The organism is Kordia algicida OT-1 (genome assembly GCF_000154725.1).
In the GTDB taxonomy this organism is placed as follows: domain Bacteria; phylum Bacteroidota; class Bacteroidia; order Flavobacteriales; family Flavobacteriaceae; genus Kordia; species Kordia algicida.
In genome coordinates, this window is record NZ_DS544873.1 from 3,635,446 (window position 1) to 3,657,061 (window position 21,616).

The 21,616-nt window shown below is 34.3% G+C and carries 23 protein-coding genes; 15 read left to right on the forward strand and 8 right to left on the reverse strand.

All coding sequences use genetic code 11. The annotated features are described in order from the left end of the window. Positions 1–17: 17 nt before the first annotated feature. Positions 18–860, forward strand: a complete 843-nt coding sequence (locus tag KAOT1_RS15535; protein WP_040559605.1) for a hypothetical protein — start codon at positions 18–20, stop codon at positions 858–860. On the opposite strand, the gene KAOT1_RS15540 is transcribed toward KAOT1_RS15535, so the two are convergent. Then, positions 843–1,064, reverse strand: coding sequence for a helix-turn-helix domain-containing protein (locus KAOT1_RS15540; protein ID WP_007095813.1), 222 nt, complete (start codon positions 1,062–1,064; stop codon positions 843–845). The genes KAOT1_RS15535 and KAOT1_RS15540 overlap by 18 nt on opposite strands. Before the next feature lie 110 nt (positions 1,065–1,174). On the opposite strand from KAOT1_RS15540, the gene KAOT1_RS15545 reads away from it, so the two are divergent. From KAOT1_RS15545 to KAOT1_RS15565, 5 genes are read left to right on the forward strand one after another with little or no spacing between them, the layout of a single operon-like run. Then, positions 1,175–1,531 (forward strand): hypothetical protein, encoded by a 357-nt coding sequence (locus tag KAOT1_RS15545; protein ID WP_162014345.1) that lies wholly within the window; start codon positions 1,175–1,177, stop codon positions 1,529–1,531. Next, positions 1,528–1,833 carry a hypothetical protein gene (locus KAOT1_RS15550; RefSeq protein WP_007095815.1) on the forward strand — a complete coding sequence of 102 codons (306 nt, stop codon included), beginning with the start codon at positions 1,528–1,530 and terminating at the stop codon, positions 1,831–1,833. The genes KAOT1_RS15545 and KAOT1_RS15550 overlap by 4 nt, the downstream gene beginning before the upstream one ends. A 3-nt stretch (positions 1,834–1,836) precedes the next feature. Further along, entirely contained in the window at positions 1,837–2,196 is a 360-nt protein-coding gene (locus KAOT1_RS15555; protein ID WP_007095816.1) for a DUF3127 domain-containing protein, read from the forward strand. Between the two features lie 33 nt (positions 2,197–2,229). Continuing rightward, entirely contained in the window at positions 2,230–2,622 is a 393-nt protein-coding gene (locus KAOT1_RS15560; RefSeq protein WP_007095817.1) for a putative periplasmic lipoprotein, read from the forward strand. 7 nt (positions 2,623–2,629) lie between these two features. Further along, positions 2,630–3,037 carry a hypothetical protein gene (locus tag KAOT1_RS15565; RefSeq protein WP_007095818.1) on the forward strand — a complete coding sequence of 136 codons (408 nt, stop codon included), beginning with the start codon at positions 2,630–2,632 and terminating at the stop codon, positions 3,035–3,037. A 369-nt stretch (positions 3,038–3,406) separates the two neighbouring features. Here KAOT1_RS15565 and KAOT1_RS15570 read toward each other — a convergent pair whose 3' ends face one another. Further along, entirely contained in the window at positions 3,407–4,000 is a 594-nt protein-coding gene (locus KAOT1_RS15570) for a hypothetical protein (RefSeq protein WP_007095819.1), read from the reverse strand. Positions 4,001–4,011: 11 nt separating this feature from the next. Continuing rightward, positions 4,012–4,572 carry a YceI family protein gene (locus tag KAOT1_RS15575; RefSeq protein ID WP_007095820.1) on the reverse strand — a complete coding sequence of 187 codons (561 nt, stop codon included), beginning with the start codon at positions 4,570–4,572 and terminating at the stop codon, positions 4,012–4,014. A 107-nt stretch (positions 4,573–4,679) separates the two neighbouring features. Between KAOT1_RS15575 and KAOT1_RS15580 the strand changes: the two genes are divergently transcribed. Beyond that, entirely contained in the window at positions 4,680–5,564 is an 885-nt protein-coding gene (locus tag KAOT1_RS15580) for a winged helix-turn-helix domain-containing protein (RefSeq protein ID WP_007095821.1), read from the forward strand. Positions 5,565–5,993: 429 nt separating this feature from the next. Here the strand turns inward: KAOT1_RS15580 and KAOT1_RS15585 are convergent, their stop codons facing one another. The 4 genes from KAOT1_RS15585 to KAOT1_RS15605 form a co-directional block, all read right to left on the reverse strand. Beyond that, positions 5,994–7,307 (reverse strand): TolC family protein, encoded by a 1,314-nt coding sequence (locus tag KAOT1_RS15585; RefSeq protein ID WP_007095822.1) that lies wholly within the window; start codon positions 7,305–7,307, stop codon positions 5,994–5,996. Beyond that, on the reverse strand, positions 7,297–10,617 hold the full coding sequence (locus KAOT1_RS15590; protein WP_007095823.1) for an efflux RND transporter permease subunit: 3,321 nt from the start codon (positions 10,615–10,617) through the stop codon (positions 7,297–7,299). Before KAOT1_RS15590 ends, KAOT1_RS15585 begins: the two co-directional genes overlap by 11 nt. Before the next feature lie 3 nt (positions 10,618–10,620). Beyond that, positions 10,621–11,772, reverse strand: coding sequence for an efflux RND transporter periplasmic adaptor subunit (locus tag KAOT1_RS15595; protein ID WP_007095824.1), 1,152 nt, complete (start codon positions 11,770–11,772; stop codon positions 10,621–10,623). 527 nt (positions 11,773–12,299) lie between these two features. Continuing rightward, entirely contained in the window at positions 12,300–12,896 is a 597-nt protein-coding gene (locus KAOT1_RS15605) for a riboflavin synthase (RefSeq protein ID WP_007095826.1), read from the reverse strand. Between the two features lie 57 nt (positions 12,897–12,953). Here KAOT1_RS15605 and pdxA point away from each other — a divergent pair, with 57 nt between their 5' ends. From pdxA to KAOT1_RS15645, 8 genes are all read left to right on the forward strand, one after another. Then, complete coding sequence (pdxA, locus tag KAOT1_RS15610) at positions 12,954–14,000, forward strand: 4-hydroxythreonine-4-phosphate dehydrogenase PdxA (protein ID WP_007095827.1); 1,047 nt, start codon at positions 12,954–12,956, stop codon at positions 13,998–14,000. A gap of 74 nt (positions 14,001–14,074) precedes the next feature. After that, a complete protein-coding gene (locus KAOT1_RS15615) occupies positions 14,075–14,614 on the forward strand; it encodes a YceD family protein (RefSeq protein ID WP_040559610.1) in 540 nt (179 codons plus the stop codon). Positions 14,615–14,622: 8 nt separating this feature from the next. Then, positions 14,623–14,823: a 50S ribosomal protein L32 gene (rpmF, locus tag KAOT1_RS15620; RefSeq protein WP_007095829.1), complete on the forward strand. Its 201-nt coding sequence runs from the start codon at positions 14,623–14,625 to the stop codon at positions 14,821–14,823. Positions 14,824–14,998: 175 nt separating this feature from the next. Further along, a complete protein-coding gene (locus tag KAOT1_RS15625; protein WP_007095830.1) occupies positions 14,999–15,991 on the forward strand; it encodes a beta-ketoacyl-ACP synthase III in 993 nt (330 codons plus the stop codon). A gap of 26 nt (positions 15,992–16,017) precedes the next feature. Then, positions 16,018–16,509: an acetyl-CoA carboxylase biotin carboxyl carrier protein gene (accB, locus tag KAOT1_RS15630; protein ID WP_007095831.1), complete on the forward strand. Its 492-nt coding sequence runs from the start codon at positions 16,018–16,020 to the stop codon at positions 16,507–16,509. A gap of 91 nt (positions 16,510–16,600) precedes the next feature. Next, the gene (gene accC / locus KAOT1_RS15635) at positions 16,601–17,941 is read left to right on the forward strand and encodes an acetyl-CoA carboxylase biotin carboxylase subunit (protein WP_007095832.1); all 1,341 of its coding nucleotides are present in this window, start codon (positions 16,601–16,603) and stop codon (positions 17,939–17,941) included. 113 nt (positions 17,942–18,054) lie between these two features. Next, positions 18,055–19,167 carry an NAD(P)/FAD-dependent oxidoreductase gene (locus KAOT1_RS15640; RefSeq protein WP_007095833.1) on the forward strand — a complete coding sequence of 371 codons (1,113 nt, stop codon included), beginning with the start codon at positions 18,055–18,057 and terminating at the stop codon, positions 19,165–19,167. Beyond that, complete coding sequence (locus tag KAOT1_RS15645) at positions 19,164–19,613, forward strand: hypothetical protein (RefSeq protein ID WP_007095834.1); 450 nt, start codon at positions 19,164–19,166, stop codon at positions 19,611–19,613. Before KAOT1_RS15640 ends, KAOT1_RS15645 begins: the two co-directional genes overlap by 4 nt. Before the next feature lie 103 nt (positions 19,614–19,716). On the opposite strand, the gene lepA is transcribed toward KAOT1_RS15645, so the two are convergent. After that, positions 19,717–21,513: a translation elongation factor 4 gene (lepA, locus tag KAOT1_RS15650; RefSeq protein WP_007095835.1), complete on the reverse strand. Its 1,797-nt coding sequence runs from the start codon at positions 21,511–21,513 to the stop codon at positions 19,717–19,719. Positions 21,514–21,616: the final 103 nt, after the last annotated feature.

A 21,616-nucleotide genomic window follows, 5' to 3' on the forward strand; every position in this document is an offset into this window, starting at 1 on the left:
AATCTAAGTTTACTTATGTGCTAAACAAGATTAGAAAAAAAATAAATTCTTTACCTAAAAAAAGAGCAAGTGTGTTATTAAATAGCACACTTGTTTATTTATTGGGTGATGGTAATAAAGAAAAAGCTATTAATAAGCTACAGGCTTTAAAGGATGAAGCTAATTCAGAAGAAGAGTTTCTTGAGGCTTTTAAAAGAGAAGTCAATTATGACTTTTTCAATGCTTTGTATTCAGAACTAAACTTTAATAATATTTCCGGTATTATGAGAAGTTTCAAAAGCATAAAAGAAAAAGTACCTGAACTGAAAAAATTAATAACCAATCAAAAAGGAGTTGATAAAATTTTAAATGATAAATCAGGTCTAAAGTCTATTATCGTTAAAACAATCTTTATAAAAAAAAATGAAGAAATCACAGATGATGAGTTGATGATGTCTTTATTTAATCAGTTCTCAATTTCTAAAGAGAGAATAGCTAATGAAGAGTTTGGGGTTGATAAAAAGACCTTCAACAAATGGCTAGAGGAAACAGGATTATTTAAAGAGGAATTTTATAAACCACTTTCTGAAAGAGGAAAAAAGGGAGTTTATTTAGATGAATATGTTCATATTTTTGAGACTTTGTTTCTTGCTAAAGAAGAAGGTAAGTTAGATATAGAAAATAATATAGATACTTATATAGACAGGTTAAATAACAAGATGTCTTTTCAAAAAGATGACATTGTTCAAATTTGTGAATCAAAAATAAAAACACAAAAAGAGGTGTTAAGAAAAGTAGCCTATTATAATTTTATTGATAAGTTTCCTTATAGCTTATCTAAAGAACTTGTAGAGAATATGGGTTCAAAGTTTAATTACTAATTCTTCAAGTTTGATTTCTAAATTATCAGCAATTCTTTTTAAGGTGTATAATGTAGGATTAGTTCCACCAGCTTCTAAACGACTTAAGTTAGATTTTTCAATATTACATTTAGCTGCAAGGTCTTGTTGAGCCATACCTTTCTCTTCTCTTAGCATTTTAACTCGTTTCCCAATTGCTAACTGAAGTTGTTCCTTATCATCCATATTAAATATATATTATCTAGTTACCAAAAATGATAATTAAGTATGCTGTTTTGGTTATCATAAATGATAAAATAAGTATGTTTGTTTAATCAAAATATCTAAAAATGAAAATGTTAAAAACACTTATAGTTATTCTTATTGCTATATCGACAGGAATAATTCTAGGGTATCATTATAAAAAGCCAAATGAAGGAATGTTAGCACATGCTTTAAGTCAATCATCAGAATGGAAAAAAGATGCTGCATTAGAAAGAATTAGAGCAAGAACCAGCTTTTTTGAATTAAGTACTAACAAACCTTTTACTGGAGAAGATGGTAATAGGTATTATTCTGGTTATGGTAAATTTCATTTCAATTGGGTTGCTTTTTTTATGGGAACAATAAGCGTGATGCTAATATATATGATTTTAACAAAGACAATTCTTCTTGATTTATTTCAATCTAAAATGAAGCGATATTTAAAATGAAATTTAAAGAACTAATAGAAGAACTAAAATCATTGTCTAATGAAGGCTTATATACTAGAGGTAAAATAGATTGGTGGTTGCTTAAATATGAAAAAAGATACCAAAGTCTATCTAAAGATTTTGACTTGTTAAAAGCAGAGTTTCCAAAATCTGATATAGATGGGCATAAGTTACTTAAACGAGAATCAGAATTTATAAAGCTCTATGAGTCTCTATATGAAGTATCCGAATACTATAGAGATGAAAACCTAGATAAAGAGTTAGTAAATATCAATGAGATTATTAATGATATAAAGTATTAATCAATGGAAATTACAGGAAAAATAAAAGTCTTAAATGAGGCTCAAAATATAGGAGATAATGGCTTTAGAAAGCGTGAAGTTGTTATCACCACAGATGAAAAATATCCACAGCATTTATTAATAGAATTTACGCAAGACAAATGTGAATTATTAGATAATTATGCTGTAGGTCAAGATGTGAAACTTAGCATCAATTTAAGAGGTAGAGAGTGGATTAATCCTGCAGGTTTAGCCAAGTACTTCAACTCTTTTCAAGGTTGGAGAATAGAGCTTTTAAACACTCAAGAGATAATGTCTAACCCAGTACCTCAAACAGAACCAGCAAGTTTTATAGATGACTCAGATAATGACTTGCCATTTTAACAAAAAATCAATTAATCAATACATATTAAAATTATGAAAAAAACATTTTTAACATTAATAGCCATTTTATCTTTAGTAGCTTGTTCAAGTGATGATGATAACGAAGAACAACCACAACAAGAAATTAGTCAGTCTCACATAGTTGAGTTTACAACAGGTACTCTAGAAAGTTGGGTGTCTGTAAGTTTAACTACTACATTAACTTTAGAAGATGGTTCAGAGTCAACAATTAATTCAGATTTTGATTATACTGAAAATATGGTAAGTGTTGAAATTCCAGAGAACACAGCAAGTTTTGAACTTGATTTTTATATAGAAGATTCATCAGAAGCTCAAATGAGGTTTTATGGTTCTGTAGAAGAAAATACAGTTCATCAAGAAACAATTAACCAGCAGAGTTTTCAATATCAATATACTTTTAATTAAGGAGGATATGAGTAATTCCTTATTAAAAGAGTTTCGCTTTAAGATTGGAGAACAGTATGAGTTAAATGAGTTTAATCTTAAGAGTTTAGAATCAACTTTTAGTAATGGATTAGAGTATGAAAATTATGAGTATATAAAAGGAGATTTTAAAACACTATTTGGAATACCATTTTCACGTAATGTAATCTTACAATATAATGGAGATATACTCTGTAGAGTAACCTACAGATTTGTTTTAGAAGATTTAGACAACCTGTTTCAAGAGCTAAATAATTACTTGACTTTGGATAAAAAGTTAATTAGAGAAAAGCTCGATTTAGGTAAAACATTTACCATTTTTAGATTTAAAGAATTTAACCTGTCATTAAACATAGCAAGAGATTTAGAGCTAAGCGCATTTAAATTTCTAGGTTAAACATAGGTTAAACATTTTTAATAAAAAGTGCTAACAAATGAAATCAAGTGAAAACGAAATAACAGTTAATATTTTAAAAGTCAATCAATTGCAAATAATTGCTAAAAAGTGAAAGTAACTCGTTACTGACTCATAATCAGAGGGTCCTTGGTTCGAGCCCAAGTGGGACCACTTTTTGCAAACAGAAGCTTCTTAAGAAATTAAGGAGCTTTTTTGCTTTTTTAAGAGTTTTTTAGGCGAGAAGTTTATGCTGAGCGTAGACGAAGTGAGCCCAAGCGCGGTATTGAGCATATCGAAATATAGAACCACTTTAGTAAAAAACCTTTCGATTTCTCGAAAGGCTTTTATATTTTTTATAACAGTATAACACTAACCCTCACAAGGTTTTTTCGTCAATTGTACTGCATTTAATTCATTCCAAACAGTATGTTCAAATTCTTTTGGTGAAAAACGAAATACAACTATCGATTTTTGCTTTTTAGGACAATAATATTGTGTTACCGCACAATGTAAAAGCATCACGTCTTTGGTGTGAAATGCATTATAAATTTGAAGCTTTCCTATAAACTCATTACCATTTGTACTTTTTTCTTTTTTGATGAATAACGCTACGGTTTTGGGTAGTTTCTTCTCTTTTTCTTTATTGACAACACGCATCAAACCATCAAAATAATATTGCATATAGGTTTCCAAATCGGTTGCTGTGAGTTCTTTGTTTAAATTGATATCCCACACAAAAACATACGACCAAAAATCATCTTTACCTTGCTTTGACCAATTGGGCGCAAAGCGAATTTCTTCTACACCTTTGTATGGAATTTGTGGTGCAAAGTGAATTGGCATCGAAATGATTTCTTTTCCCCAAGAAGCATCAGAAGTTAACAAATTGACTCTTGTATTTTCTTGCGAAAAACTCGTTACAGCACAAAAAATGATTGTAAATAGTGAAAGTATATGTTTCATAATGAATTGGATTAAATTCCTATCGTTACTTCAAAACCAATAGCGTCAGAAATGGCACTGTCTTTTACAGCACTATTGTAATTAATTCCCCAACGAGTACGATCAATCTTAAAGCGTGTTTTCATGGTTTTTGTATCAAAATTGAGAGTCGCATCAAATTTAACATCTTTTGTAATTCCTTTAATTGTTAAATCGGCTTCTACACGAATCTTATTCGTTTCTAAGTAAGATACATTTTTCATTTCTAAAGTCGCAGTAGGAAACTTTTTTACGTCAAAAAAATCAGGATCTTTTAAATGTGCTGTCAAATTTTTATTGCCTTCTTCTTCCATGTCTTGCGTCGTAATTGTGTTGAGATCAATAGTAAATGTTCCGCCTGTAATTTTGCCATTTGTTTTCGTAAAATGACCTTTTTGAAAAGTGACAATTCCATAATGACCATTAAAATAAAAACTATAATCACATGACCATTTTATGGTACTTTTAGAAATATCAATTGGTAATTTTTCTTGTGCGTTTACTGTTGAAATTGAAATTGCAAGAATGCTTAGGAGTAAAATTAATTTGTTCATATTTTTGATTGTTTTGATTTTGAAGTAAAACTAGAAGCGAACGCGATTAAAAAATGTCAAAAAAGTGTAAAAGAAGTGTCAACAGTTGTAAAAAGTCCTGAAATTATATGTTATTTACAGCAATTATGAACAAACAACGCATTTTTGTATATATCGTTTTGGCAATGATTGCCGTATGCACTTGGATTTTTTCAACACCGAGCAAAGCAGAAACAGAATTTTCAGAGAAGGTAAAAATTGCATTACGCGATGTTGGAAACAAATTATTATTGTCTGAAAAAGATAGCACATCGTTAATTTTACCCGTGGTAGAAATTTCTAAAGCGAAATACGAATTGTCGTTTCAAAACCCACTTCAATTTGAGCCAAACAACATGGTTTTTATCATGGAGCAAAGTTTTATACAATCGCAATTGCCATTGGCATATCTTGTAGAGGTGATTCAATGTGATGACGAACAAGTTGCGTATAGTTTTTTGGTAACAGCGCAGGAAGAAAGCACGATTATTCCATGTAACGGACGTTGGTTACCTAAAAATTGTTATAAAATTCAAGTGCGATTTACGGAGAAAACAGTCACTTTTTGGAATGTTTCAACTGTAATCTATATTTTTCTTTTTATTATTTTCATTGTGATGGAATTGTTCTTCTTCCGAAAAAAGCCTGTTGCAACTTCCATAGAAAATGACGAAACCTTCGCTACAATTGGTAGTTTTTATTTTTATCCGACACAAAATAAATTGGTAAAACAAGCTACAGAAATCAATCTGTCGAAGAAAGAATGTGAATTGTTGCAAATTTTTGCTGCAAATCTAAATCAAGTCGTGACGCGTGATGAACTTACTAAGAAAGTTTGGGAAGATAATGGCGTGATTGTGGGTAGAAGTTTAGACACCTACATTTCCAAACTCCGCAAAAAACTAAAAGACGACGAACGCATTAAAATTACGAATGTGCATGGCGTTGGGTATAAATTGGAATTGGAGAGTTAGATCTTTTAGACGTGGCTTTGCCTTTTAGACGCGCTTTTGTTTTTAGATTGTCAGCTTTTTTAGATGATGTTTACAGTATATTTGAAACGTCTTTACGAGGAAGTATGACGAAGTAATCTGCTGAAATCAAAGTTCAAATTCAATTATGATACTAGCAGATTGCCACGAATTTTATCAAATTCTCGCAAGGACGTTTTCAAAGAAATTCCAAATGTCATATCGAGCATATTATTTTACGTCTTTACGAGGAAGTATGACGAAGTAATCTGCTGAAATCAAAGTTTAATATTGAATATGAAAAGTTAAGGTATTAGGTTTTGGGAATTAGGCAGTTTCAAATAAATCCACAAAAGCGTAAGCAAAAATCTAAAAGGCAAAGCCGTTCTAAAAGCGCAGCGGTCTAACATCTAATAGCGCTAGCGGTATATATCAAAACTTCACATTCAACAACTCGCCACTCAACTGCAAAACGACTAATTCTGCCAATTTTGCGTTGTATTTTGCTTGGTTTCTGCTAAGTTCAGCATTTAGTAAATTTAGCTGTGCTTGTCGGAATTCAATGGAGTTAACTTGTCCAATTTTGAACTTTTCTTTTGAACGATCAAAGTTATTTTGCGCCGTTTTTATGTTTTCTATTTGCAACTCGTAAATCAGCACTTTGTTTTTATAATCATCCCAAGCATTGTTAAACTGACGTTCCAAATCGATTAAAATCTGTTCTTTTTGTAATTGCTGATTTTCTAAAGCAATTTTAGCGTTTTTAACACGTGTTAAAGTGCTTCCGCCATCAAACAAATTCCAAGTCAAGTTTACGCCCGCAGAAAGTCCTGTATTGGTAGAAACGGCAACGAATGCAGCGGCATTATTATTATTTCGGTTCCAACCATAACTTCCCGTTAAACCAATGGTAGGTAAATATTGAGATCGATTCGATTTTATATCTAACGAACTGATATTGATGTTTTTGTCAATTTGTAATAATGATACGTTATTTGCCTTGGTTTTTGTCCACAAATCTTCTTTATTTAAGTCAAAAAGGAAAGAAATAGTCGTATCAACATCAAATTCTTCGGGTAATTTATTTCCAACAATTACATTTAAATCGCGTTTAGCATTTATCAATTGTTGTTCAGTATTTACAATAGAAATGCTATCGTTATTAATATCAACTTGCGCGTTTAAGACATCCAATTTTGTATTCTGACCATATTCAAATTGATATTCCGATCGCACCAAACGATCTTTTGAAATTTGAAAAGTTTCTTTGATCGCATCCGTATTTTCAGAAAGTTGTGCTACCGAATAATACACTGAAAATAATTGCAATACAGTATTTTCAATGGTTTCGCGCGCTTCTAGTTCTGTAAGTTGATATTGCTCTTTTAAACGTTTGTAATTGTACAAGCGTCCCAAACCATCAAAAAGTGTGTAGTTGAGGTTTACAGAAGCATTATAACGTGAACTTTCGGCACCATTTAAAACGGTTGTATTTCCATTAGAAAACTCGGCTTCTGTATTGTCTAAATTATACGTTGCGCCAGCATTTCCTGTCAAAGTTGGCAAATAGCCAGAATTGAAAATACTCGTATTATTTTCGGCAACTTTTACGGTATTACTAGCAATTTGAATTCCGTAATTATGATCTAACGTTAGTAAAACGGCTTCATCTGGCGTAAGCACTTGTGCATTCATATAGATTCCGAAGAAAACTAAAATATAAGTTATGTAGCTTCTAGAGTTCATCTGTTTCGTTTTCGTTTGGTTCGTTAAGCGCTGTATTAGCTTCAGTATTTGTATCAATTGTTGTTTCAGAAATTGTTGCTGCCAATGCTCTTTTTCTTTTGTCTTCTAGGAGTTGTTCTTCATGTCGTTGTTCTCTTACTACACGTTCTACTTCTTCTTTGGTAATGTCTCTGTTGTAGTACAACCATTTTCCGTTTTGTTTGATATAATTGCTAAACGATAAGAAAATTGGCAATGCAATTAAGGTTAATATGGTTGCAAAACCAATTCCGTACGCAATAGAAATTGCCATAGGTTTTAAAAATTGCGCTTGTCTACTTTTCTCAAAAATCAACGGAGCCAAACCTGCTACGGTTGTAATAGAAGTTAAAAAGATAGCTCTAAAACGTGAACGACCGGCTTCGTATAATGCTTCGTTAAATACCATACCTTCACGTAAATTATTGTTGAATTTTCCAATTAAAACGAGTCCGTCATTGACCATAATTCCAATTAAGGCAATAATTCCTAACATGGAAAGAATGTTTACAGGGAAATCGTGAATCCAATGTCCCCAAGCAACTGCTGGCAAACTCAGCGGAATGAGTAATAGTAATAAAAGTGGTTGACTGTAGCTTCTAAAGGTAAATGCAATGACAATATAAATTAAAATTAATACCGTAAGTCCTACAGGGCCAAGTGAATCCATTAATTTATTACGTTCTCTGTTTTGACCTTCGTAGGAAGGTGTTACTGTTGGATAGCGCGATAAAATTTCGGGCATGATATCATTTTTGAGTTCTGCCATAATATCGGTTGCACTTGTTTTTTTGGTGTCTTTAATATCTGCTGAAACCTGAATTTCGCGACGACCTTCCAAATGATTGATGGCAACTTCTCCACGCTGAATGCTGTAACTTGCAATTTCTTTTAAAGGAACACGTTGTCCACTTGGCGTGATGATACGCATATCGTCTAAATCATTGATGGAAGAACGATTTGGTCTGTCATAACGCACCCAAACTCGAATTTCATCTTGTCCGCGTTGAAAACGTTGTGCTTGCGCTCCAAAAAATGCCGATCGTACTTGTGTCATTACCGTTCGTAAGTTTAAGCCAACGGCATAGGCACTTTCGTTGAGTTGCAAACGTATTTCTTTGATTCCCGCAGGATCAGTGTCCGTAACATCTTTTAACAATACATTATTTTCTAGTACTTGTTTGAGTTCGGTTTTTACGGCTTTTAGTTCGGCAATATTATTTCCTAGTAAAGACACAGAAACTGGAAGTCCGCCGAAGTTTCCGCCACTTCCATACACCAAGCTTTCAATACCAATTATGGGTCCGACAGCATCTTTTATTTGGTTGGAAACTAAGTCGGAAGTAATTTCATTTGGACGTTCTTCACCTGGTAACAAGTTAATTTCTAACGAAGCCGTTGCCGCGCCAGGTCCAATTTTTCGGATCATATTTTCTACCAAATATTTCTCTGAATTTTCTCCTAAATATTCGTTATTGATTTCTTTTGTAACAACTTTTGCCTTTTCTTCAATAAAAGAAATTATGCTGTCTGTTACTTTTTCATTGGTACCATTTGGCATATTGAGCGTAATGGTCACTCTATCGCTCGCGATTCTTGGGAAAAACGCACCTCTAATAATTCCGCCTTGAAAACTGGCTTGTGTTAAAATTAGAAAGACGATAAAAAACGAAAAGGTTAAAAATTGATGTTTCAACGCAAATCTCAATGATGGACTGTACAGTTTGTCACGTAACCAAATCATAATAGCATCACCAAACTTGTTGATGTAACGTAGTTTTGAAAATAGTCTTGGAAAAAAGCCTTTGGGTTCATTATTTTGAGCACGCAATGCTTTAGAATGTGCCAAATGCGCAGGTAAAATGATTAAAGCTTCTACCAAAGACACAATTAAGGTAAGCATAACTACTACAGAAACTTCTCCGAAAAAGTCACCAATTCTACCATCTAAAAATAGAAAAATACTAAACGCTAGTATTGTGGTGACAATGGCAGAAATGATAGCTGGCAATACTTCCATAACACCATCAATTGCAGCTTCTTCAGGCGATTTTCCTTTTTCGTATTGTTGATAGATATTTTCTGCGATCACAATTCCATCATCCACCAAAATACCGATTACGATTATCATCCCGAAAAGCGATAATACATTGATGGTAACGTTAAAATAACCCGCAAACATAAACATTCCTAAAAAGGCAACAGGCAAGCCAAAAGCTACCCAAAAAGCTAAGCGTGTATTGAGAAATAATGATAAAAATACGAGTACTAACAACATTCCGATAATGGCGTTTTCCGTTAGTAATGCGGTACGTTGTACTAAAGTTGTTGATCGGTCATTGACAACATCCAAACGGACATTTTCATATTTTTGATTAAATTCTTCAATATATTCTTTTGTTTTTTCTGCGGAAGAAATTAAATCTTCTGTATTGGTACTTGTAATACTAATATTGATTGATAAATTGCCGTTAAAGTAGTTGGCATTTGGCGTTTCAGAAAACTGATCGCGTACTTCGGCAACATCTTTTAAACGAATAATTCGTCCAGATGCATCTGATTTTACGACTAAGTTTGACAACTCATCTGCATAATAGGAACGTGCATTGGCGCGAATTAAATATTCTTCAGCACTTGTTTTAATAGTTCCACCTGTAGTAATTAAACTCGCCTGATTGATAGCGTTTGATACTTCTGTAAACGACAAATCGTAAGCAAGTAAGTTAGCTTCGTTGATGGCAATTTCTATTTCTTCATCAGGATAACCTGAAATATTTATTTGCGAAATTCCATCAATACCACGCAAATCGTTTTCAATTTGGCGACCTATTTGTTTTAAAGTTGCTAGCGGAATTCCATCGCCACTTATAGCAAAAGAAATCGTTTCTCGCACGGCTTCTCGTTTGGCAACCACCAATGGTTCCATACCTGTTGGGAAAGTAGGCACACGATCAACAGCATTTTTTATTTCCAATAGCATAAAGTCAATATCTCGTCCTTTTTCGATTTCGATATTGATAACGCCACTATTTTCGTTGGATGTTGAGGTTACACGATCAACACCATTCAATCCTTTTAGATTGTCTTCTATCTTAAGAACAATTCCTTCTTCAATTTCTTGTGGAGAGGCACCGGGATACGTAATGTTGATGCTTACATTTTTGGAATCTACCAGCGGAAAAAACGATGAGTTTAAAGTATAAGCGCCGTAAGCCCCAAAAAGACCAAACATAATTACGACAATGTTTACAGCAACACTGTGCTTTATAAAGTAAGCAATAATTTTTCTCATGACTTACTCTGCGTTTTTAGTTTTGGTAATTTTTGCCTGCGTTTTTTGAGTTGTGTATGGTTTTACCAACATGCCTGCGTAAGCACCAGGAACCGATTTTGATAAGATGATTGTTCCATCAGGAATATTTTTTAAAACAGCTTTGGTATCAGAGAAATACACTGGAGTTACTTCTATTACATCTAAAATACTGTCTCTTACCACAAAAATTTCATTGGTGTCAGAAACTAAATTTCGGTTTATTTCAATGGCATTTTCTTCTTCTTTTGCATTTAAGTTAGCTTCCAAATACATGCCTTCTTTTAGTGTTGCATCTTTTACTTCAATATAAGCAGTAATGGTTTGTGTAGAAGCGTCAATGCTTCCGTTTACACGAGAAACAACACCAGAAAAGCTTTCCGTATTATCAAGATTGTTTAGCGCTACTTTTTCGCCAACTTTTAAAAGACTTGCATATTTTTTGCTGAGGGCAACTTCCATTTCGTAGACAGCATCATCAATAAATTCTCCTAATTTTTGTCCGTTACGTACCAAAGAACCTTCTGTTACCAATGCTTCCGTGAGTATTCCTGAAAATGGTGCACGAATGGTATATTTTGCCAATCGCTGTTCTAAATTTTTTACATTGTAATAGTTTGTGACAATATTTCGACCAGTAATAAAGTACTTTTCTTTCTCTGAAGACATTTCAGGAAGTTTCGGAGTTGTTTTATCTAAATTAAAACTTGTTAGGTATTTTTGCCACTTTGGATATACTTCTGGAAAATCTAATCGTAAATCGGGCATTATGGCAGAAATAGAATTGTATAAATTACTTTTAGAAGACTGCACATTTGCGTAGTATTCGGCAGCATCAATACGAATTAATGTTTGTCCTGCACGATACTTTTGTCCTGGCTTAAACAACTTTCCAGTTCCTTTAAAAATACCTTGTACTTCTGCATACAATTCTACACGACGCTTGGCAACAAGATTTCCATTTGCCGGAATAATGATTGGGATTGTTTTATTTTGAACGGTATCTGTATATACTGTTTTGATAACCTTTTCAGGTACAGGCCTTTTTTTCTTCTTGCTATTGGCAACGATGTTTCCAACATAAACAGCGCCTAAAATAAGAAGTACGCCAAGAACCGAAAGTACTATGTTTCGCATTTGGTGGGATTATTTTGATGGTTTGACTGCAAATTTATCTATTAGTTTACTTTAAGACTCTTAAAAAAAACTTAATAAAATTTACAATCTATAAGAATGTAATTCAATTTGATGTATTTCATAGATAGAATTCTTAGTAAAATATACCTTGATAATGTTAATTTTTATTGTATTTTAGGAAGTCAAAACGTATTTCTATTATAAGTAGTATACAAAATAATCATAGTAAAATAAACGTTCGACGCCGTTTTTTGGCGTTTCATAGATAATTTTGCAATGATATAACATAAAAAATTTTGTCAAACCTTATAATTTTATACTTTTACACCGTTATGGCAAAGTTAAACCCAAAGACCCTGTTGTGTTTTGTTATAGTAGCATTTGCTTTTTTAACATCAACACACGCCCAAATCGTACCTCCGCCACCTGGACCGCCGCCTCCACCGGGATTCCCGATAGATGCTGGACTTATTGGTGTGCTAGCCGCTGGAGTTTTGTATGGTATACGGAAAAAAGTAAAAAAGTAACTACTTCAACAGCCCCTGAAGTCTTGCAACATATTTCCCTATAACATCAAATTCCAAATTTACAATTGAGCCAACTTTCATATATTGAAAGACTGTATGGCTATATGTGTATGGAATAATAGCAACCGAAAACGAATTTCTTTCCGAATTTACTACCGTCAAACTTGTACCATTTACTGTTATAGAACCTTTCTCGATAGTAATGTTATTTAATGACGAATCATACTCAAAAGTATAATACCAACTTCCGTTACTTTCTTCAACAGAAGTACATGTTGCCACTTGATCTACATGTCCTTGTACAATATGTCCGTCCAATCGATCACCTAATTTCATGGCGCGTTCCAAATTTACACGATCATTTACTTGCCAATTTCCGACATTGGTTTTATCTAAAGTTTCTTGAATTGCCGTTACGACATACGTGTTTTCATCAAGGTTTCTATCAACAACAGTCAGGCAAACACCATTATGTGCGACGCTTTGATCTATTTTTAATTCATTGGTCAAACCGCTCTGAACCGTAATGTGAAGGTTTTCTTTTTCGCGTTCCAAATGTGTAATCACACCTAATTCTTCAATAATCCCTGTAAACATCTATTAATTTAGTTAAATTTGCATGTAAAATTAAGAAATAAAAGTCTGAATACTTAGATGAAGAAAGAGGAAAAAATAAAAGTAGGGATTTCAGTTGGTGACTTAAATGGTATTGGAACAGAGGTAATCTTGAAGACATTCAAAGACAATAGAATGTTAGAATTGTGTACGCCTGTTATTTTTGGTTCAACTAAAGTATTATCATTTCAGAAGAAACATTTTAATACACATACAAATTTTCACGGTATTTCTCACGCTGATAAAGCGCAGCACGGAAAAATAAACGTAGTAAATATTACGAAAGATCCAATTACGATTGAATACGGAAAATCGTCAGAAGAAGTTGGAAAATTTGCTATCAAATCTTTTACAGAAGCCACAAATGCCCTGAAAGAAGGCACAATAGATGTATTGGTTACGGCTCCTATCAACAAACACAATGTGCAGTCGGAAGATTTCAAATTTCCTGGACATACCGATTATTTAGGGCAAACCTTAGAAGGTGATAGTTTAATGTTGATGGTAAACGATACGTTACGCGTTGGTTTGCTAACCGATCATGTGGCAGTAAAAGATGTTTCTTCAGCAATCACTCCAGAACTGATAGAAAAAAAGGTAAACATTATATATAATACGTTAAAGCAGGATTTTGGAATTTCGAAACCAAAAATTGCTGTATTAGGCATCAATCCGCATGTTGGTGACAATGGTGTGATTGGTGTTGAAGATGATGAGGTATTAAAACCTACCTTAGAAAAAATAAAGAATCAAGGGAAATTAGTTTTTGGTCCGTACGCGGCTGATAGCTTTTTTGCTTCGAGTAATTATAAAAATTTTGATGCCATTTTAGCGGCGTATCACGATCAGGGACTCATTCCGTTTAAAACCTTATCATTTGGTCAAGGTGTCAACTTTACGGCAGGACTCAACAAAGTACGTACATCGCCCGATCATGGAACCGCATATGAAATTGCTGGAAAAAACAAAGCAGATCATAACTCATTTAAGGAAGCGGTATTCACTGGAATACAGATTTTTAGAAACAGAAACATCTATAAAGAAATCGCGAAAAACCCTTTAAAAAAGCAGTCAAGCAAGATATAAACAAAAAAATGTTAACAACTTAAGGTTGATTAAGAAAAATTTATATCTTTGCACGCTCGAAACTGATGTTTAAGATGATGGAACTAAAGGACTTTACGATTCCTTTTATAGGATTAAAAGAAGGAAAACACCAGTTTGATTATCAAATTGATAATTCGTTCTTTGAACTTTTTAACTTTGATGAATTCAACGCAACTGCGGTAAAAGCAACGTTGGAGTTTCACAAAAAGCAAACCATGCTTGAATTAACATTCAATGCATCTGGTACGGTAAACGTACATTGTGATTTGACAAACGAACCTTTTGAGCAACCTGTGGAAGGTACGTTAGATTTGATTGTAAAATTTGGACATGAATACAATGATGAAAATGAAGAAATTCTCATTATACCTCATGGAGAATATGAAATCAATGTAGCACAATATATTTATGAAATGATTGTATTGTCAGTTCCTTCAAAAAGAATTCATCCTGGTATTGAAGATGGTACATTACAATCTGAAATACTTGAAAAGTTAGAAGAATTACAACCTGGTACAGAAAAAAAAGAAACTAAAGAGGAAATAGATCCTCGTTGGAATACATTAAAAAAACTATTAACGGATAATAAATAAGATAGAAAATGGCACATCCTAAGAGAAAAATCTCGAAAACAAGAAGAGATAAGAGAAGAACACATTACAAAGCATCAGTTCCTCAAATCGCTACGTGCCCAACTACTGGTGAAGCACATTTATACCATAGAGCTCACTGGCACGAAGGAAAATTATATTACAGAGGAAAAGTATTGATTGATAATACTACAGAAGAAAACTTAGCATAATAAACACATGTTTAGTCATAAAAGCTCTCACTTTCGTGAGAGTTTTTTATTTGTTCATTTTTTTGTTAAAAATGTAAAAACGATATATTTTGCTGAGATTATCAGAGAATTTTAGTAATTTCGTTAAGTTTTTAATGAACTTTTGTTAAAAAGCAAAAAAAACCAACGTTAAGGTATGACCAAAATTACAGCAGCAATAACAGCTGTAGGAGCATATACTCCTGATTATGTATTAACCAACAAGATACTTGAAACAATGGTTGATACTAACGATGAGTGGATTACTACTCGAACAGGTATCAAAGAACGCAGAATTCTTAAAGAAGAAGGAGCTGGAACTTCATATTTGGCTATCAAAGCCGCAGAAGACTTAATTGCAAAGAAAAACTTAGACCCAAAAGAAATAGACATGGTAATTGTTGCTACAGCAACACCAGATATGCCTGTAGCTTCTACAGCCGTATACACAGCTAGCAAAATCGGTGCTACCAATGCATTTGCTTTTGACTTACAAGCTGCATGCTCTAGTTTCTTATACGGAATGTCCGTTGCAGCGAGTTACATACAATCAGGACGCTACAAAAAAGTATTATTGATTGGTGCAGATAAAATGTCTTCTATCATTGATTACACAGATAGAGCAACTTGTATTATCTTTGGTGATGGAGGAGGCGCAATTCTTTTTGAACCGAATGAAGAAGGTTTAGGGTTGCAAGATGAATATCTTAGAAGTGACGGCGTTGGACGTGAATTCTTAAAAATTGATGCAGGTGGATCTATATTGCCAGCTTCAGAAGAAACCGTAAAAAACAAACAACATACCGTTTTTCAAGACGGAAAAACTGTTTTCAAATTCGCAGTATCCAATATGGCAGATGTGAGCGCCAAAATTATGGAAGATAATAATCTGACGAATGAAGACGTACAATGGTTGGTGCCTCACCAAGCAAACAAACGTATCATTGATGCCACTGCAAGACGCATGGGCGTAGATGAAAGTAAAGTTATGGTAAATATTCAACGTTACGGAAATACAACTTCTGCAACGCTTCCGTTATGTTTACATGACTATGAAAAACAACTCAAAAAAGGAGATAACCTTATTTTTGCTGCTTTTGGTGGTGGATTTACATGGGGAGCTATCTACTTAAAATGGGCATATAATTAAAACTAGAAACGACTAAAACCTATCTCATGGATTTAAAAGAAATTCAAAGCTTAATTAAATTCGTAGCTAAGTCTGGTGCAAGTGAAGTAAAACTTGAAATGGAAGACGTAAAAATTACCATTAAAACCGGAGACACTAAAGGCGAAACGACAACTGTAGTTCAACAAATTCCAATGGCTGGAATTCCACAACAACAAGCAGCTCCAGTTCCCGTTGCACAACCAGCAGCACCCGTAGCAAAAGATGCACCAGCTGAAACTACAAGCGATGATTCCAAATATGTGACAATAAAATCACCTATTATTGGTACTTTCTACAGAAAACCATCTCCAGACAAACCTGCATTTGTAGAGGTTGGAGACGCTATCTCTGAAGGAAGCGTGCTTTGTGTAATTGAAGCAATGAAACTTTTCAACGAAATTGAATCAGAAGTTTCAGGAAAAATAGTGAAAGTCTTAGTAGACGACTCTTCACCTGTAGAATTCGATCAACCATTATTCTTGGTAGATCCATCATAAGGAGTTTTAAATAACACGCGAATCGTAGGAAGTAATTTCATCACGATTCAATAGTGAATGATTTAAATTTCAAAATTTAAAATTTCAAGAGATGTTCAAAAAAATATTAGTTGCAAATAGAGGGGAAATAGCACTAAGAGTTATTAGAACCTGCAAAGAAATGGGTATCAAAACGGTAGCTATATATTCTACCGCCGACAAAGATAGCTTACACGTTCGATTTGCTGATGAAGCAGTTTGTATTGGACCAGCGCCAAGTAGCGAATCGTATTTAAAAATGGCAAACATTATCGCTGCTGCAGAAATTACAAACGCAGATGCCATTCATCCAGGATATGGTTTCTTATCTGAAAACGCGAAATTCTCAAAAATATGTGGTGAACACAACATCAAATTTATTGGTGCAAGTGAAGAAATGATCTCCAAAATGGGAGACAAAGCCACTGCCAAAGCCACAATGAAAGCCGCAGGTGTTCCTTGTGTACCTGGAAGTGAAGGAATTATTGAAAGCTTTGAAGAATGCGAAAAACTAGCAGTAGAAACAGGATATCCTGTCATGCTTAAAGCAACTGCTGGTGGAGGTGGAAAAGGAATGCGTGCCGTTTGGAAACCAGAAGATTTAAGAGATGCTTGGGATTCTGCTCGACAAGAATCAAAAGCCGCTTTTGGAAACGACGATATGTACATGGAAAAACTAATTGAAGAACCAAGACATATCGAAATTCAGGTGGTTGGAGATTCTTCAGGAAAAGCATGTCACTTGTCAGAACGTGATTGTTCTGTACAACGTCGTCACCAAAAACTAACAGAAGAAGTGCCTTCGCCGTTTATGACAGACGACTTGCGCGCTCGTATGGGAGAAGCTGCTGTAAAAGCCGCAGAATTTATCAAATACGAAGGTGCAGGAACGGTAGAGTTTTTGGTAGATAAACATAGAAACTTCTACTTTATGGAAATGAACACACGTATTCAAGTAGAACATCCAATTACAGAACAAGTAATTGATTTCGATTTGATTCGTGAGCAAATATTAGTAGCAGCTGGCGTGCCAATTTCTGGTAAAAACTATACGCCAAACTTACACTCAATTGAATGTAGAATTAACGCAGAAGATCCGTTTAATAACTTTAGACCTTCTCCTGGAAAAATAACCGTATTACACGCACCAGGCGGACATGGAGTTCGTTTAGATACACACGTATACGCAGGTTATTCAATTCCGCCAAACTACGATTCAATGATTGCAAAGTTGATTACAACAGCGCAAACGCGTGAAGAAGCTATCAATAAGATGAAACGTGCATTAGATGAGTTCGTAATTGAAGGAATAAAAACAACGATTCCTTTCCACAGACAACTCATGGATCATCCTGATTATGTAGCTGGAAACTACACTACAAAATTCATGGAAGATTTTGAAATGCAAAAATAAAAAGAATCAATATTCTATATAGTATAAAAGCTCCTTACGATAAGTAAGGAGTTTTTTGTTATTTAGATTAAACTCCAGAAGTTTTATTATCTTAAATTACAAAATAAGTGTACATGAATTTGAGTTATTGGGAATATAAAACGTGGCTAACCAATGTCGATTTTACGATTGTCGGAAGCGGTATTGTGGGACTCAATTGCGCATTGCAACTTCGAAAGCAATATCCAACAGCAAAAATTATCATTCTTGAAAGAGGAATGTTGCCACAAGGAGCAAGCACTAAAAATGCGGGGTTTGCCTGTTTTGGAAGCCTCTCAGAGATTTTAGATGATCTCAATACACATTCTGAAGAAGAAGTCCTAAATCTTGTCAAAAAACGTTGTAACGGCTTGCAATTGCTTCGTGAAACTTTGGGCGATGCCACAATTGATTATAAGCCGTTGGGCGGATACGAATTGTTTACCAAAGAAGATACGGAATTATATGAAACTTGTTTGGCAAAAAAACAGCAGATCAACCAGTTGCTGTTTCCCGTTTTTCAGGAAAATGTCTTTCGTGAAGTTCCGAATACCTTTCAATTTCAGCAGATTCAGTCACAGTATATTTTCAATAAATTTGAAGGGCAAATCGATACGGGGAACATGATGAATGCTTTATTGAAAAAAGCAGTATCAAACAACATTCAGATTCTCAATTCCGTTACGGTTGATGCTTTCTCGGAAACAGGAAATACAGTACACATTACTACCAATCATTTTGACTTTCACACAAAAAAACTGCTCATTGCTACCAACGGTTTTGCTTCTCAGTTACTTGACGAACACGTAAAACCTGCACGCGCACAAGTAGTAATTACCAAACCAATTCCAAACTTACATATCAAAGGAACGTTTCACCTTGACAAAGGTTATTATTACTTTAGAAATATTGACAATCGCATTCTATTTGGCGGCGGACGAAATCTCGATTTTAAAGCAGAAGAAACCACCGAATTAAACCTAACTGAGTTAATTCAGCGAAAGCTAGAAGAAATTTTAAAAACAACAATTTTACCAAAAACTCCTTTTGAAATTGCACAGCGTTGGAGCGGAATTATGGGTGTTGGTTCGCAAAAAAAAGCGATTGTAAAGCCTTTGTCAGATAATGTGTTTTGTGGTGTTCGACTTGGTGGAATGGGCGTTGCCATTGGAAGTTTGGTAGGAAAAGAATTAGCAGCATTGGTATGAACGTAAAAGAACTATTATACAAAGCTTGTTTGGAAATCGTTAATAATCGTCAAAAAACGGTTCAGGAAAGTTTTGCTAGAATTCAGGAAGCGATGTTGTCGGAAACCAAAAGTTCGGCAGGCGACAAGCATGAAACAGGTCGCGCCATGTTGCAATTGGAACGTGAAAAATTGGGAAATCAACTTGCTGAAATTCAGAAAGTAAAGGAAATTCTACATAAAGTTGATGCAGCAGCTACCGTTTCTCAAGGTTGTTTGGGAAGTGTTATATATACTTCACAAGCTAATTATTTTATTTCGGTAAGTGTTGGCGAAATTACAGCAAACAATGAGAAGTTCTACGCTATTGCGACCAATACGCCAATCGGAAAATTACTTTTGGGTAAAAAAGTTGATGATATCATTACGTTTCGAAATCAATCATTTGTGATTGAAAAGATTTCGTAGCGTTGTTTTTTTATTTTAACTGTTTAATGTGGACAATAAAATCTATATACTGCAACTATGAGAATTTACCAAAACTTAAATAAAAATGAGCCTTTAAAACTTCTTAATCATTCAGCTTTAAAACTGCCATAAATGCTTGTTGAGGTATTTCTACATTTCCAACTTGACGCATACGCTTCTTCCCTTTTTTCTGCTTTTCCAAAAGTTTACGCTTACGCGAGATATCACCACCGTAACATTTTGCCGTCACATCTTTACGAAGTGCTTTAATGGTTTCACGAGAAATGATTTTTGCTCCAATAGCAGCTTGAATCGGAATGTCAAATTGTTGTCTTGGGATCAATTCTTTTAGCTTCTCACACATCTTTTTACCAATAGTGTACGCATTGTCAAAGTGAATCAACGCAGAAAGTGCATCTACGGTTTGTGCGTTCAATAAAATATCAACACGAACCAGTTTTGACGCGCGCATTCCAATTGGCGAGTAATCAAACGAGGCGTATCCTTTGGAAACCGTTTTCAATCGATCATAAAAATCAAATACAATTTCTGCTAAAGGCATATCAAAAGACAACTCAACACGTTCTGTCGTCAAATACGTTTGATTGGTAATTAAACCACGTTTTTCAATACACAACGACATCACGTTACCAACAAAGTCCGATTTTGTAATGATCGTAGCTTTAATATACGGTTCCTCCACACGATCTAAACTTGACGGATCGGGCAAATCAGAAGGATTATTTACAATAATAATTTCGTCAGGATTCTTCTTTGTATATGCATGATACGACACGTTAGGAACTGTCGTAATCACCGTCATATTGAATTCACGCTCCAAACGTTCCTGAATGATTTCCATGTGTAACATTCCTAAAAATCCACAACGAAAACCAAAACCTAATGCAGCAGAACTTTCTGGTGTAAATACTAATGAGGCGTCATTTAATTGCAGTTTTTCCATCGAATTACGAAGTTCTTCATAATCTTCCGTATCCACAGGATAAATACCTGCAAAAACCATTGGTTTTACGTCCTCAAAACCTTCAATAGCATTTGTTGTTGGTTCTTTAGCATCTGTAATGGTATCACCAACTTTTACTTCGCGTGCATCTTTAATTCCTGTAATTAAATAGCCAACATCTCCCGTTTTGATTTCTTTCTTTACAACTTGGTTCAATTTCAACGTTCCAACCTCATCTGCGTTATATTCGTTACCTGTTGCAACAAACTTGATACGCTGTCCTTTTTTAATAGAACCATTCATCACTCTAAAATACGTTTCAACTCCACGAAACGGATTGTATACAGAGTCAAAAATCAAAGCTTGTAATGGTTCGTCATAACTTCCTTCTGGTGCAGGAATACGTTCTATAACGGCTGCTAAAATATTATCGACACCAAAACCTGTTTTTCCACTTGCGTGAATTACTTCTTCGGGATCGCAACCTAATAAATCTACAATATCGTCAGTTACTTCTTCAGGATTGGCGCTTGGTAAATCTACTTTGTTCAATACAGGAATGATCTCCAAATCATTTTCTAAAGCCAAATATAAATTAGAAATGGTTTGCGCTTGAATACTTTGTGCAGCATCTACAATAAGCAATGCGCCTTCGCAAGCAGCGATAGATCGAGAAACCTCATATGAGAAATCTACGTGTCCAGGAGTATCAATCAAATTCAAAATATACTCTTGTCCTTCATACGTATATTCCATTTGAATGGCATGTGATTTAATCGTGATTCCTCGTTCACGTTCCAAATCCATACTATCTAATAATTGATCTTGCTTTTCTCGTTCCGTTACTGAGCCTGTAAAGTCTAACAATCTGTCAGCCAACGTACTCTTTCCGTGATCGATATGTGCAATAATGCAAAAGTTTCTAATGTGCTTCATCTAAATCTATAGCTAATAATTTGCAAATATAGCCTTTTACTAGGTAAATACCCGCGTTTTAGATGTATATACGAAGATTTTTTAATTATACATGTAGCTTTTT

What these genes read in the sequence shown, in the direction of transcription:
- KAOT1_RS15540 (WP_007095813.1), bottom strand. Translation starts at nt 1,064, where the DNA reads ATGGATGATAAGGAACAACTTCAGTTAGCAATTGGGAAACGAGTTAAA.
- KAOT1_RS15545 (WP_162014345.1), top strand. Translation starts at nt 1,175, where the DNA reads ATGTTAAAAACACTTATAGTTATTCTTATTGCTATATCGACAGGAATA.
- KAOT1_RS15550 (WP_007095815.1), top strand. Translation starts at nt 1,528, where the DNA reads ATGAAATTTAAAGAACTAATAGAAGAACTAAAATCATTGTCTAATGAA.
- KAOT1_RS15555 (WP_007095816.1), top strand. Translation starts at nt 1,837, where the DNA reads ATGGAAATTACAGGAAAAATAAAAGTCTTAAATGAGGCTCAAAATATA.
- KAOT1_RS15560 (WP_007095817.1), top strand. Translation starts at nt 2,230, where the DNA reads ATGAAAAAAACATTTTTAACATTAATAGCCATTTTATCTTTAGTAGCT.
- KAOT1_RS15565 (WP_007095818.1), top strand. Translation starts at nt 2,630, where the DNA reads ATGAGTAATTCCTTATTAAAAGAGTTTCGCTTTAAGATTGGAGAACAG.
- KAOT1_RS15570 (WP_007095819.1), bottom strand. Translation starts at nt 4,000, where the DNA reads ATGAAACATATACTTTCACTATTTACAATCATTTTTTGTGCTGTAACG.
- KAOT1_RS15575 (WP_007095820.1), bottom strand. Translation starts at nt 4,572, where the DNA reads ATGAACAAATTAATTTTACTCCTAAGCATTCTTGCAATTTCAATTTCA.
- KAOT1_RS15580 (WP_007095821.1), top strand. Translation starts at nt 4,680, where the DNA reads ATGTTATTTACAGCAATTATGAACAAACAACGCATTTTTGTATATATC.
- KAOT1_RS15585 (WP_007095822.1), bottom strand. Translation starts at nt 7,307, where the DNA reads ATGAACTCTAGAAGCTACATAACTTATATTTTAGTTTTCTTCGGAATC.
- KAOT1_RS15590 (WP_007095823.1), bottom strand. Translation starts at nt 10,617, where the DNA reads ATGAGAAAAATTATTGCTTACTTTATAAAGCACAGTGTTGCTGTAAAC.
- KAOT1_RS15595 (WP_007095824.1), bottom strand. Translation starts at nt 11,772, where the DNA reads ATGCGAAACATAGTACTTTCGGTTCTTGGCGTACTTCTTATTTTAGGC.
- KAOT1_RS15605 (WP_007095826.1), bottom strand. Translation starts at nt 12,896, where the DNA reads ATGTTTACAGGGATTATTGAAGAATTAGGTGTGATTACACATTTGGAA.
- pdxA (WP_007095827.1), top strand. Translation starts at nt 12,954, where the DNA reads ATGAAGAAAGAGGAAAAAATAAAAGTAGGGATTTCAGTTGGTGACTTA.
- KAOT1_RS15615 (WP_040559610.1), top strand. Translation starts at nt 14,075, where the DNA reads ATGATGGAACTAAAGGACTTTACGATTCCTTTTATAGGATTAAAAGAA.
- rpmF (WP_007095829.1), top strand. Translation starts at nt 14,623, where the DNA reads ATGGCACATCCTAAGAGAAAAATCTCGAAAACAAGAAGAGATAAGAGA.
- KAOT1_RS15625 (WP_007095830.1), top strand. Translation starts at nt 14,999, where the DNA reads ATGACCAAAATTACAGCAGCAATAACAGCTGTAGGAGCATATACTCCT.
- accB (WP_007095831.1), top strand. Translation starts at nt 16,018, where the DNA reads ATGGATTTAAAAGAAATTCAAAGCTTAATTAAATTCGTAGCTAAGTCT.
- accC (WP_007095832.1), top strand. Translation starts at nt 16,601, where the DNA reads ATGTTCAAAAAAATATTAGTTGCAAATAGAGGGGAAATAGCACTAAGA.
- KAOT1_RS15640 (WP_007095833.1), top strand. Translation starts at nt 18,055, where the DNA reads ATGAATTTGAGTTATTGGGAATATAAAACGTGGCTAACCAATGTCGAT.
- KAOT1_RS15645 (WP_007095834.1), top strand. Translation starts at nt 19,164, where the DNA reads ATGAACGTAAAAGAACTATTATACAAAGCTTGTTTGGAAATCGTTAAT.
- lepA (WP_007095835.1), bottom strand. Translation starts at nt 21,513, where the DNA reads ATGAAGCACATTAGAAACTTTTGCATTATTGCACATATCGATCACGGA.